General features: G+C 72.9%; 10 protein-coding genes. 1 reads left to right on the top strand and 9 read right to left on the bottom strand.

The window, feature by feature from the left end:
• Position 1 precedes the first annotated feature (1 nt).
• The 7 genes from coaE to CS2_RS03815 form a co-directional block, all read right to left on the bottom strand.
• Positions 2-631, bottom strand: coding sequence for a dephospho-CoA kinase (coaE, locus tag CS2_RS03845; RefSeq protein ID WP_070318963.1), 630 nt, complete (start codon positions 629-631; stop codon positions 2-4).
• A gap of 134 nt (positions 632-765) precedes the next feature.
• The gene (gene rpsA / locus CS2_RS03840) at positions 766-2,256 is read right to left on the bottom strand and encodes a 30S ribosomal protein S1 (protein WP_046528482.1); all 1,491 of its coding nucleotides are present in this window, start codon (positions 2,254-2,256) and stop codon (positions 766-768) included.
• Between the two features lie 204 nt (positions 2,257-2,460).
• Entirely contained in the window at positions 2,461-3,486 is a 1,026-nt protein-coding gene (locus CS2_RS03835; protein ID WP_070318962.1) for a 6-phosphofructokinase, read from the bottom strand.
• 160 nt (positions 3,487-3,646) lie between these two features.
• On the bottom strand, positions 3,647-5,389 hold the full coding sequence (locus CS2_RS03830; protein ID WP_082739783.1) for a dipeptide ABC transporter ATP-binding protein: 1,743 nt from the start codon (positions 5,387-5,389) through the stop codon (positions 3,647-3,649).
• Between the two features lie 2 nt (positions 5,390-5,391).
• On the bottom strand, positions 5,392-6,333 hold the full coding sequence (locus CS2_RS03825; protein WP_070318961.1) for an ABC transporter permease: 942 nt from the start codon (positions 6,331-6,333) through the stop codon (positions 5,392-5,394).
• A complete protein-coding gene (locus tag CS2_RS03820) occupies positions 6,330-7,334 on the bottom strand; it encodes an ABC transporter permease (RefSeq protein ID WP_070318960.1) in 1,005 nt (334 codons plus the stop codon). The genes CS2_RS03825 and CS2_RS03820 overlap by 4 nt, the downstream gene beginning before the upstream one ends.
• A 17-nt stretch (positions 7,335-7,351) precedes the next feature.
• Positions 7,352-9,025, bottom strand: coding sequence for an ABC transporter substrate-binding protein (locus CS2_RS03815; protein ID WP_070318959.1), 1,674 nt, complete (start codon positions 9,023-9,025; stop codon positions 7,352-7,354).
• 125 nt (positions 9,026-9,150) lie between these two features.
• Here CS2_RS03815 and CS2_RS03810 point away from each other — a divergent pair, with 125 nt between their 5' ends.
• Positions 9,151-9,978, top strand: coding sequence for a class I SAM-dependent methyltransferase (locus tag CS2_RS03810; protein ID WP_070318958.1), 828 nt, complete (start codon positions 9,151-9,153; stop codon positions 9,976-9,978).
• Between the two features lie 17 nt (positions 9,979-9,995).
• Here CS2_RS03810 and CS2_RS03805 read toward each other — a convergent pair whose 3' ends face one another.
• Together CS2_RS03805 and CS2_RS03800 are read right to left on the bottom strand one after the other, a co-directional pair.
• Positions 9,996-11,552, bottom strand: coding sequence for a monocarboxylic acid transporter (locus CS2_RS03805; protein WP_233421060.1), 1,557 nt, complete (start codon positions 11,550-11,552; stop codon positions 9,996-9,998).
• Positions 11,553-11,653: 101 nt separating this feature from the next.
• Positions 11,654-12,022, bottom strand: coding sequence for a DUF485 domain-containing protein (locus tag CS2_RS03800; RefSeq protein WP_046530559.1), 369 nt, complete (start codon positions 12,020-12,022; stop codon positions 11,654-11,656).
• Positions 12,023-12,303 lie beyond the last annotated feature (281 nt).

The following is a 12,303-nucleotide window of genomic DNA, read 5'->3' as shown; positions in this document are numbered from 1 at the left end:
GTCAGGGCGTGTCGGCGGCGCGCTCGGCGTCCTGCTCGGCCGCGACCCGCTCCCACAGCTCGTCGACCTGCCGCCGCAGGTCGGCGTCGCCGCCCGTGCCGTCGAGCACGACGTCGGCGACCGCCAGGCGCTCCTCGTCGCGCGCCTGCGCCGCGACACGCGCCTCCGCGTCGGCGCGGGTCATGCCCCGCAGCCGCACGAGCCGCTCGACCCGCAGCACCGCGGGCGCGTGGACGACCACGACGGCGTGGAAGTCGCCGGCCTGGCCCGTCTCGACCAGCAACGGGATGTCGTGCACGACGACGGCGCCCGGGTCGAGCGCGGCGGCGGACGCCTCGCGCTCGGCCGCGAGCCGCCGGACCGCCGGGTGGACGATCGCGTCGAGCCGGGACCGCGCGTCCGGGTCGGAGAACACGACGCGGGCGAGCGCCGGTCGGTCGAGCGTGCCGTCCTCCCGGAGCACCTCCGGGCCGAACGCCTCGACGACGGCGTCGAGACCGGGCGTCCCGGGTTCGACGGCCGCGCGCGCGAGCACGTCGGCGTCGACGACGACCGCCCCGCGCTCGGCGAACCTGCGCGCCGCGACGGACTTGCCGGCCGCGATGCCTCCCGTGAGCCCGATGCGCTGCATCGCTCCATCGTGCCCACCACGGACGCCGGGCGCGACCCGCCCCGCCGTCGTGCCGCGGGGACGGCGACGGCCGGCCACCCCAGGGGTGACCGGCCGTCGTGGCGTGCCGGGCGCGGGCGTCGGCCCGCGGTCCGTCAGTTGCCGGTGAGCTTCTCGCGCAGCGCGGCGAGCGCCTCGTCGGACGCGAGGGTGCCGGTGGCCTCCTCCGTCGCGGACGAGTAGGTCGACGGGATCGCCCCGCCGCCACCGCCGGACGTCGACGCACCGGTGTCCGAGTTCTGCGCGTCGAGGTCCGCCTGGGCCGCCGCGGCGACCTGCTTGCGGTGGGCCTCCCAGCGCTCGTGGGCGGCCGCGTACTGGGCCTCCCACGCCTCGCGCTGGGCCTCGAAGCCCTCGAGCCACTCGTTCGTCGTCGGGTCGAAGCCCTCGGGGTACTTGTAGTTGCCCTGCTCGTCGTACTCGGCCGCCATGCCGTACAGCGCGGGGTCGAAGTCCTCCGACTCGGGGTCGAAGCCCTCGTTCGCCTGCTTGAGCGACAGCGAGATGCGGCGACGCTCGAGGTCGATGTCGATGACCTTGACGAAGACGTCGTCGCCGACCTGCACGACCTGCTCGGGGATCTCGACGTGGCGCACGGCCAGCTCCGAGATGTGCACGAGGCCCTCGATGCCGTCCTCGACGCGCACGAACGCACCGAACGGGACCAGCTTGGTGACCTTGCCGGGCACGACCTGGCCGATGGCGTGCGTCCGGGCGAACGCCTGCCACGGGTCCTCCTGCGTCGCCTTCAGCGACAGGGAGACCCGCTCGCGGTCGAAGTCGACCTCGAGCACCTCGACCGTGACCTCCTGGCCGACCTCGACGACCTCGGACGGGTGGTCGATGTGCTTCCAGGACAGCTCGGAGACGTGCACGAGCCCGTCCACGCCGCCCAGGTCGACGAACGCGCCGAAGTTGACGATCGAGGACACGACGCCCGGACGGACCTGGCCCTTCTGCAGGGTCTGCAGGAAGGTCGAGCGCACCTCGGACTGCGTCTGCTCGAGCCACGCACGGCGCGACAGGACCACGTTGTTGCGGTTCTTGTCGAGCTCGATGATCTTGGCCTCGATCTCCTTGCCGACGTACGGCTGGAGGTCGCGGACGCGACGCATCTCGACGAGGGAGGCCGGCAGGAAGCCGCGCAGGCCGATGTCGAGGATGAGGCCGCCCTTGACGACCTCGATGACGGTGCCGGTGACGACGCCGTCCTCCTCCTTGATCTTCTCGATCGTGCCCCACGCCCGCTCGTACTGCGCGCGCTTCTTGGACAGGATCAGCCGACCCTCCTTGTCCTCCTTCTGGAGGACCAGGGCCTCGACCTCGTCGCCGACCTTGACGACCTCACCGGGGTCCACGTCGTGCTTGATGGACAGCTCGCGGGAGGGGATGACGCCCTCGGTCTTGTAACCGATGTCGAGCAGGACCTCGTCGCGGTCGACCTTGACGATGGTGCCCTCGACGATGTCGCCATCGTTGAAGTACTTGATGGTGGCGTCGATCGCGGCGAGGAAGTCCTCGGCCGAACCGATGTCGTTCACCGCGACCTGCGGGGCGGCGGGCTTCGCGGGGGTGGAGATGCTCATGTAGGGGTGGGCTCCGATGCGGACAGGATGTAGTGCGGACAGGAGTGGTGTCGTCTCGGCAACAGCGCCGATCGCCCGGGTGTTCCCGGAACCCGCCCCCGACGTCGGCCGACGGCCGGACCACGGGCAGGGCGAGAACGCGAGAGCGCGCGTATCACCGCCGTCCACCCTATCGGGTGGACGGCGGCACAGGCAAAGGGGCCGTCAGGCGAGCGCCCGCGCGACGGTCAGCAGGTCCTGCGGGACGTGCTTGACCTTCCCGGCGATCTCCTGGATCGGGACGAGCACGACCTCCTCGCCCCGGATCGCCGTCATGACGTTCGTCGTGCCGGCCGTCACCGCGTCGATCGCCGCCACGCCGAAGCGCGACGCGAGGATGCGGTCGGCCGCCGTGGGGATCCCGCCGCGCTGCGTGTGCCCCAGCACCGTCACGCGCGTGTCGAAGCCCGTGCGCTGCTCGATCTCGACCTTGAGCCGCTCGCCGATCGCACCGGCGACGATCTCGCCGAACTTGCCGACCTGCGTCTCGTAGTGCATCGAGGTGCCCTCGGCCGGCACGGCTCCCTCGGCGACGACGAGGATCGAGAAGCTCGCGTGCGCGCGGTGCCGGTGCTTGAGGAACTTCACGACCTTGTCGATGTCGAACGGGTCCTCGGGCGCCAGCACGAGCTCGGCGCCGCCCGCGATGCCGGACGTCACCGCGATCCAGCCGGCGGTGCGGCCCATGACCTCGACGATCATCACGCGGTTGTGGGACTCGGCCGTCGTGTGGATGCGGTCGATCGCCTCGGTCGCGATGCTGACGGCCGTGTCGAAGCCGATCGACGCGTCGGTGCCCCACACGTCGTTGTCGATGGTCTTCGGGATGCCGACGACCTTGACGCCCGCCTCGGCCACCTTGCTCGCGGCGTGCAGCGTGCCGTCGCCGCCGATGCAGATGAGGGCCTCGATGCGCTCGGCCTCGAGGGTCGCGAGCACCGCGTCGAGCCCGCCGTCGGACGCGTGCGGGTGGAACCGCGCGGTGCCCAGCAGCGTGCCGCCCGTGGGCAGGACGTTGCGGATGTGCTGACGGCCCATCGGCATGACGTCGCCGTCGACGACGCCCTTCCAGCCGTTGCGGAAGCCGATGATCGAGTGCCCGTGCTCACCCTCCCCCCGCTTGACGACCGCTCGGATCGCGGCGTTCAGGCCCGGGACGTCGCCGCCTCCGGTCAGCAGACCGACTCGCACGCTGCAGCTCCTCGTTCGCAGGGGTCACCCCCGGGAGGTCGGGGGGATGGGGCGCGCGTCGACGCGGCGCCGGTACCACCCTAGCGAGCGACGCCGGCCACGCCGCGTGCCTTCGGTCCCGGGCGGGCCGCCGACCTGCGCCGACGGCCCGCCCGGCTCGTCAGGCGCTGCGCCCGAGGTCGAGGTCGCGACCGGGGATCGCGTCCAGCAGCGCCCGCGTGTACGCGGTCCGGGGCGCCCCGAAGACGTCGTCGACCGTGCCCTGCTCGACGAGCCGACCGCCCTGCATGACGCACACGTGGTCGGCGATCTGCCGGACCACCGCCAGGTCGTGGCTGATGAACAGGTACGACAGCCCGAGCCGCGCCTGCAGGTCGGCGAGCAGGTGCAGGATCTGCGACTGCACGACGACGTCGAGCGCCGAGACCGCCTCGTCGCACACCACGAGCTCGGGCTCGAGCGCGAGCGCCCGCGCGATCGCGACGCGCTGCCGCTGACCGCCCGAGAGCTCGGCCGGGTAGCGGCGCAGCAGGTCCGCGGGCAGCGCGACCTGGTCCATGAGCTCCCGGACCCGCGCGCGCCGCGCCGCACGGTCGCCGAGGCCGTGCGCGCGCAGCGGCTCCTCGATCGTGCGGTACACCGTGAACAACGGGTCGAGCGACGCGTACGGGTCCTGGAAGATCGGCTGCACGCGCCGCCGGAACGCGACCTCGCCCGCGCGGTCGCGCGACGCGACGTCCACGCCGTCGAACCGGATGGACCCCGACGTCGGCGGCAGCAGGTCGAGCATCATGCGCGCGACCGTGGACTTCCCCGATCCCGACTCCCCCACGACCGCGACCGTCCGCCCGCGCGGGATCACGAAGCTCACGTCGTCGACGGCGGTGAGGTCGGTGCCGCGGCCGAGCAGTCCCCGCCCGCGCAGGCGGAAGACCTTCGTGACGTGGTCGACCTCCACGAGGGGGCGCTCGTCGTCGTCCGCCGGTCCGGCGGCGCCGTCGGGCACGGTCGCGGTCGGTGCGAGCAGGTCCTCGCCCGCCGGCTGCGCGACCGCGACGCCCTGCCGCGCGAGCTCGATGCGCCGTGACGCGAGCGACGGCGCCGCGGCGAGCAGTCGGCGCGTGTACTCGTGCCGCGGGTCGGTCAGCAGCGTGCGCGCGGCGCCCTGCTCGACGACCTCGCCGCGGTACATCACGACGACCCGGTCGGCGCGCTCGGCGGCGAGTCCCAGGTCGTGCGTGATGAGCAGCACGGCGACCCCGAGCCGGTCGGTGAGGTCGGTGAGCCCGTCGAGGATCGTGCGCTGCACCGTGACGTCGAGCGCCGACGTGGGCTCGTCGGCGATGAGCAGCTGCGGGCGCGCCGCGAGGCCCATCGCGATGAGCGCGCGCTGGCGCATGCCGCCCGAGAACTCGTGCGGGTACTGCTGCGCGCGCCGCGCCGCGTCGGGCAGCCCGGCCTCGGCCAGCAGCTCGACCGTCCGCGCGCGCACGCCGCGCCCGCGGACGACGCCGTTGTCGACGAGCGTCTCGTCGACCTGCGCGCCGACCCGGCGCACGGGGTTGAGGTTGGACATCGGGTCCTGCGGCACCATCGCGATGCGCGCGCCGCGCAGGCGGTGCATCGCGGCGTCGTCGAACGTGACGAGGTCCTCGCCCTCGAAGAGGATCTGCCCGCCGGTCACCGCGCCGTTGCCGGCGAGCAGCCCGATGACCGCCGCCGCGGTGGTGGACTTGCCGGACCCCGACTCGCCCACCACGGCGACGGTCTCGCCCGCGCGGACGTCGAACGACACGCCCCGCACGGCCGTCGACCGGCCCGCCTCGGTGCGGAACGTGACCTCGAGGTCACGGATGCTGAGCAGCGGCTGCTCGCCACCGGTGGTGCCGGGTGCGCTCGTCACGCTCACCGCCTCCTCGATCGCGGGTCGAGGGCCTCGCGCAGCGCCTCGCCGAACAACGTGAACCCCAGCGCGGTCACGGAGATGCAGACACCGGGCCACAGCGCGAGACGCGGCGCGATCTCGAGCTCGTTCTGCGCGGCGACGAGCATGCGTCCCCACTCGGCCGTGGTGGGCGAGCCCCCGCCCAGGCCCAGGAACGACAGCGCGGCGGCCTCGATGACCGCCGTCGCGAGCAGCAGCGTCGCCTGCACGATCACGGGCGACACGCTGTTCGGCAGGACGTGGCTCATGGTCACGGTGCGGCGCGACAGCCCCAGCGAGCGCGCGGCGAGCACGTAGTCCTGCCCGCGCTGCGCGAGCATCGAGCCGCGCAGCAGCCGCGCGAAGACCGGCACCTGCACGACGCCGATCGCGACGACCACCGCCGACGGCGTCTGACCCGCCACCGCCGCGATCGACACCGCGAGCAGCAGGCTCGGCACGGCGAGCATGAGGTCGACCAGCCGCATGGCCACCGAGTCGACCCAGCCGCCGAACGCGCCCGCGAGCAGCCCCAGGGCCGCACCGCCCGCGAGGCCGAGCAGCGTCGAGAGCACGCCGATCAACAGCGACGACCGGGCACCCCAGATCAGCTGGGACAGCACGTCCGCGCCGTACCGGTCGAGCCCCAGCGGGTGCGCGGCCGACGGACCGGGGATGAAGGTCGGGCGCACGTCCGCCCGGCCCGGCAGGGCGCCGGCCGGGTGCTGCGCGAGCACCGGCGCGAGCAGCGCGACCAGGACGAACGCGACGACGATCGCGGCGCCGAGCAGCGCCGCGGGGTTGCGGACCAGGCGCCGCGCCGCGACCCGCCACAGGGCCTCGCCCGCGCGCCGGTCCTCCGCGAGCGCGTCCCCCGGGTCCACGGGGGGCTGCGGGACCTCGTACACCTCGGGTGCGCTCATCGCGTCCTCATCCTCGGGTCGATCAGGCCGTACGACACGTCCACCGCGAGGTTGACGAGGGCGTAGACCACGGCGATGAGCAGGATGAAGCCCTGCAGCACGGCGTAGTCGAGGTCGAACACCGCGTCGGCGAGGAACTTGCCGACGCCGGGGAACGCGAACACCGTCTCGGTGAGCACCGCACCGGACAGCAGCAGCCCGACCTGCAGCCCGATGGTCGTGGACACCGGCAGCATCGCGTTGTGCAGGATCACGCGGCGGCGCACGTGCGGGCCCGACAGGCCCTTGGCCCGGGCGGTGCGGACGTAGTCGGCGTGCTGCACGTCGATGACGGACGCGCGCGTGATGCGCGCGATGATCGCGAGCGGGATCGACCCGAGCGCGAGCGCGGGCAGCACGAGGTGCACGACGGCGTCCCAGCTCGCGTCCCACTCGCGCGTCATGAGGCCGTCGAGCACGTAGAACCCCGTGGGGTGGGTCGCGATCATCGCGGGGTCCTGCCGGCCCGAGGACGGGAACCAGCCGAGCTGCACCGCGAACACCCACTTGAGCAGGAACGCGAGGAAGAACACCGGCACCGTGACGCCCAGCAGGGACAGCACGACGGCGGCGTGGTCGAGCGCGCGGCCCTGGTACCGGGCCGCGAGGTAGCCCAGCGGGATGCCGAGCCCGACGGCGACGACCAGCGCGACGAGCGAGAGCTCGACCGTCGCCGGGAACCGTGCGAGGAACTCGTCGAGCACGGGCCGCCCCGTGCGCGTCGAGACGCCGAAGTTGCCCTGCAGGAGCTGGCCGAGCCACTGCACGTACTGCTGCGGGAGCGGCCGGTCGAAGCCGTAGAGCTGGTTGATCCGCTCGACCGCCTCCGGGGTCGCGCGCTCCCCCAGGAGGGCCGTCGCCGGCCCGCCCGGGAGAGCGCGCACCCACAGGAACAGCAGGACCGACAGCCCGAGCAACGTCGGGACGAGCAGCGCGAGGCGCCGCAGGATCAGTCGGGTCATCGGGTGGTGCCGCTCCCTCAGTCGCCGAGCGTGACGACGTTGTAGACCTCGTCCTGGACCGGCGAGGCCGGGTAGCCCTTGACGTCGGCCTTGAACGCGAGCGACGGGACCGGGTGCGCGAGCGGGACTCCCGGCAGGAAGTCCATGATCGCGGCGTTGGCCTGCTCGTAGGCCGTCGTCTGCTCGTCGATGTCGGCGACGTAGCGCGCGTCGTTGACGGCCTGGAAGAGGGCCGGGTCGTCGAAGCCCCACTCGTTGGACGGGGCCCCGAAGAACACGCCGATGAAGTTGTAGGTGTCGTTGTAGTCACCGGTCCACCCGAGCAGGTGCAGGCCGTGGTCGGCGCCGCCCTGGATCTTGTCGAGGTACTCGGGGTTCCAGGGGTCGGGCACGGCGTTGACCGTGATGCCGACGGCCTCGAGGTCCGCCGAGATCGCGGTGAAGACCTGCTCGGGCGTCGGCATGTACGGCCGCGACACGTTGGTCGGGTAGTTGAAGTCGATCGTGAGGTCGGACCTCCCGGCCTCGGCGAGCAGCGCCTTCGCCTTCTCGGGGTCGTACGCGTACTGCGCGACGTCGGGGTTCCAGCCCGCGACCGACGGCGGGACGAAGTTCGTCGCGACCTCCGTGCCCTCGGGCAGCGTCTGCGCGACGAGCGCCTCCTTGTCGATGGCGTACGCGATGGCCTGGCGCACGCGCGGGTCGGCGAGGTCGGGGTTCGCCTGGTTCATGCCGAGGTAGAGGATGTTGAACGGCTCGCGGTTGACGATCTGGAACCCGGCGTCCTCGAGCGCGACGACGTCGGCGGGGCCGACGAGGTCGTAGCCGTCGATGTCGCCGGCCTGCAGGGCCTGCCGCCGCGCGGTCGCGTCGGAGATGATCGGGAAGACGATGCGGCGCACCTGGCCCTGGTCGCCCCAGTAGTCGTCGTAGGCGGTCAGCACGACCTGCTCGCCCGGGCTCCAGGACTCGAACGTGTAGGGGCCGGTGCCCGTCGGGTGGCCGGTCGCGTACGCGGGCAGCACGGGGGCGTCGCCCTCGCCCGTGACGCCGTCGGCGTCGTACTCCTGCAGCGCGGTGGGCGACTGCATCGAGAACGCCGGGAGAGAGAGCGCCGAGACCAGCTCGGGCAGCGGGCTCTTGAGGTGCACGACGGCCGTGCCCGCGTCGGGAGCCTCGCACGACTCGTACTTGCCGGTGCCGTTCAGCGTCGCGACGTCGCTCGTCGCGAAGCCGCCGTTGACCTTCTGCCAGTAGTACGAGAGCGACTCGGACTGCAGCACGCCCGTGAAGCCGTTCCACCGGTCGAAGTTGAAGCACACCGCGTCGGCGTCGAAGTCGGTGCCGTCGTGGAACGTCACGCCCTCCTTGAGCCGGAACGTGTACTCCAGGCCGTCGTCGCTGACCTCCCACGACTCGGCGAGCAGCGGCGCGGGGTCGGCCGTGCCCGGCTCGACGCCGACGAGGCCCTCGAAGATCTGCCGCGCGACGCGGAACGACTCGCCGTCGTTGGCGAGGGCCGGGTCGAGCGACGCGGGGTCGGACGACGCCGCGAAGATGAACGTGTCACGGCCGCCGCCGCTCGCGCCGTCGGTGGTGCCGCCCTGCGCGTCGCGGTCGCTCGCGGCGCACGCGGTCAGGGCGAGCCCTGCCACGACGCCCACGGCGACGATCTGCCACCTGCTCTTCACTGGTGCCACCCTTCGTCAGGACGCAGCGGTGCGCTGCGCCGTGCGGAACCCCCGCGACGGTAGGTGTGCTGTGTCACACCTGTGTTACCGCTGGGTACGCGTTGTGATGCGGACAGACTGGGCGCGTGACCGACGGATCCCAGGACGACGCGCTCGCCGACGCGGGCTACCACGACGTGCCCGCGGAGGCCGGCGGCCGCGCGGCCCGCGGCTGGTGGGACGCGAACGCCGAGGAGTACCTCGACGAGCACGGCGCGTTCCTCGGACCTGCCGACCTGCTGTGGTGCCCCGAGGGTCTGCGCGAGTCGCAGGCCCGGCTGCTGGGCGACGTGCGCGGGTCGCGCGTGCTCGAGGTCGGCGCGGGCGCCGCCCAGGGCTCGCGCTGGCTGCGCACGGTCGCGGGTGCGGACGCGGTCGCGACCGACGTGTCGGCGGGCATGCTGGCCGCGGCCGCCCGGCTCGACGCCGCGGCCGGCACCCGCACGCCGCTCGTGCAGGCCGACGCGCGTGCGCTGCCGTTCGCCGACGCGTCGTTCGACGTCGTGTTCACGGCGTTCGGCGCCCTCCCGTTCGTACCCGACACCGAGCGCGTGCACCGCGAGGTCGCGCGCGTGCTGCGGCCGGGCGGCCGGTGGGTCTTCTCGGTCACCCACCCGCTGCGCTGGGCGTTCCCCGACGACCCGAGCGAGCACGGGCTGACCGCGACGCGCTCGTACTTCGACCGCCGGCCGTACGTCGAGACGGCCGCCGACGGGCGCGTGCTGTACGCCGAGTACCACCGCACGGTCGCCGACCACGTCGCCGACGTCGTGGGCGCCGGGCTCGTGCTCGACGGCCTGGTCGAGCCCGAGTGGCCGGCGGGCCACGAGCGCGTGTGGGGCGGGTGGGGGCCGGTGCGCGGCGCCCGGCTGCCCGGGACGCTGATCGTGCGCGCGCACCGACCCCGCACCTGAGCGGGGCGCTCCCCCAGTCAGTGGGACGTCGCCTTCTCGGCGCCCGCACCCGTGAGGGAGCGGACCTCCATCTCGGCGAACTTCTCGGGGTGCGGCTTCTCCTTCGACAGCAGCGTGCCGACGATCCCGAGCAGGAACGCCAGCGGGATCGACACGATCCCGGGGTTCTCGAGCGGGAACACCGCGAAGTCGACGCCCGTGTCGCGGATCATCGACAGGCTCTCGCCCGTCGCGGGGTCGACCTTGCCCGACACGACCGGCGACAGCGCGATGAGGAGCACGCACGAGACGAGCCCGCCGTACATGCTCCACAGCGCGCCCGCGGTGTTGAACCGCTTCCAGAACAGCGAGTAGATGATCGTCGGCAGGTTGGCCGACGCCGCGACGGCGAACGCGAGCGCGACGAGGAACGCGACGTTCTGCCCGTTGGCGAAGATGCCGCCGACGATCGCGAGCGCGCCGATCGCGACGACCGTGATGCGCGCGACGCGCACCTCGCCGTCGGGCGCGACCTCGCCGCGCTTGATGACCGACGCGTAGATGTCGTGCGCGAACGACGCCGCGGCCGTGATCGTGAGCCCCGCGACGACCGCGAGGATCGTCGCGAACGCGACCGCCGAGATGATCCCGAGCAGGAACACCCCGCCGAGCTCGTAGGCGAGCAGCGGCGCGGCCGAGTTGGCCTTGCCGGGTGCGCCGAGGATCCGCTCGGGCCCGACGATCGCCCCGGCGCCGTAGCCGAGCACGAGCGTGAACAGGTAGAAGATGCCGATCAGCCAGATCGCCCACACGACGGACCGGCGCGCCTCCTTGGCCGACGGCACGGTGTAGAACCGCATGAGCACGTGCGGCAGGCCGGCGGTCCCGAGCACGAGCGCGAGGGCGAGCGACAGGAAGTTCAGCTGCGTGAGCGCCGACGCGCCGTACTGGCGGCCGGGCTCGATGAGGGTCTCGCCGCCCTCGCCCGCGGTGTCGATCGCGCCCTGCAGCAGCGCGGACAGGTCGAACCCGTACCGCGCGAGCACCCAGACGGTCATGACGCCCGCGCCGGCGATCAGCAGGACGGCCTTGATGATCTGCACCCAGGTCGTGCCCTTCATGCCGCCGACCAGGACGTACATGATCATCAGCGCGCCGACCACGGCGATGACCAGCCCCTGCGCGGCGGCGTTGTCGATGCCGAGCAGCAACGCCACGAGGCCCCCGGCCCCGGCCATCTGCGCGAGCAGGTAGAAGAACACGACCGCGAGCGTCGAGATCGCCGCCGCCATCCGCACGGGCCGCTGCCGCAGGCGGAACGACAGCACGTCGGCCATCGTGAAGCGCCCGGTGTTGCGCAGCAGCTCCGCGACGAGCAGCAGCGCCACGAGCCACGCCACGAGGAAGCCGATCGAGTAGAGGAACCCGTCGTACCCGTAGACGGCGATCGCGCCGCAGATGCCGAGGAACGACGCGGCCGACAGGTAGTCGCCCGCGATGGCCGTGCCGTTCTGCGGCCCGGTGAAGGAGCGCCCGGCGGCGTAGTAGTCGGCGGCGCTGCGGTTGTTCCGTGACGCGCGGAAGACGATGACCATCGTCACGAGCACGAACGCGCCGAAGATCGCGATGTTCACGGCCGGCTCGCCGACCTGCTCGGCCGGGGCGGCCGCGGCCAGGACCGTGGCGGTGAGCGCGCTCACGCGACGCTCCCCTCGCCGCGGCGGGTCGCACCGTCGTCCAGCACGGCGCCGGACTCGATGTGCTCGCGCAGCCGCTCGGCGACCGGGTCCTGCTTCTGGTTGGCCCACCGCGCGTACGCCATGGTGATGACGAACGTCGACACGAACTGCCCCAGGCCCAGCAGCAGCCCGACGGTGACGTTCCCCGCGACCCGCGTGCTCATGAGGTCGTGCGCGTAGTTCGCGAGCAGCACGTAGAGGAAGTACCAGACGAGGAACAGCGCCGTGAGCGGGAAGACGAACCGCCGGAAGCGTCGCCGCAGGTCCTGGAACTCCGCCGAGCGCTGCACACGCTGGTAGTCGGTCTCGTGATGACTCTCGGACACGTGCACCTCCGGGGGTCCCGGTCGGCACCGTCGCCGACCGCAGGTCGCCCACTGTGGCCTACATCACCCCCACAATCCAGACTTCGCGGCGCGAAACGCCGGGCGTGTCGCGCCCGACGACCACCGAGGTCACGCGATCCGGTGACTCACGGCTCCGGGGCGCGACGACGCGGACGGGCGCGACTAGCCTGCGCGCCCGTCCGGTTCGCGGTCTCCCGACGCCGCGGCGCGCGGCCCGCGGCGGCGCGCCGTCGCGGCAGGGTGCCGCGCCGTCGCGCGCC

The organism is Cellulomonas iranensis NBRC 101100 = JCM 18110 (assembly GCF_001552375.1).
In the GTDB taxonomy this organism is placed as follows: Bacteria; Actinomycetota; Actinomycetes; order Actinomycetales; family Cellulomonadaceae; genus Cellulomonas; species Cellulomonas iranensis.
The sequence above is the reverse complement of the archived record's forward strand: the minus strand, read 5'-3'. Positions and strand labels throughout refer to the sequence as shown.

Excerpts from the sequence above, each read along its gene's own strand:
- coaE (WP_070318963.1), bottom strand. The coding sequence starts at position 631 with ATGCAGCGCATCGGGCTCACGGGAGGCATCGCGGCCGGCAAGTCCGTC.
- rpsA (WP_046528482.1), bottom strand. The coding sequence starts at position 2,256 with ATGAGCATCTCCACCCCCGCGAAGCCCGCCGCCCCGCAGGTCGCGGTG.
- CS2_RS03825 (WP_070318961.1), bottom strand. The coding sequence starts at position 6,333 with ATGAGCGCACCCGAGGTGTACGAGGTCCCGCAGCCCCCCGTGGACCCG.
- CS2_RS03820 (WP_070318960.1), bottom strand. The coding sequence starts at position 7,334 with ATGACCCGACTGATCCTGCGGCGCCTCGCGCTGCTCGTCCCGACGTTG.
- CS2_RS03805 (WP_233421060.1), bottom strand. The coding sequence starts at position 11,552 with ATGGTCATCGTCTTCCGCGCGTCACGGAACAACCGCAGCGCCGCCGAC.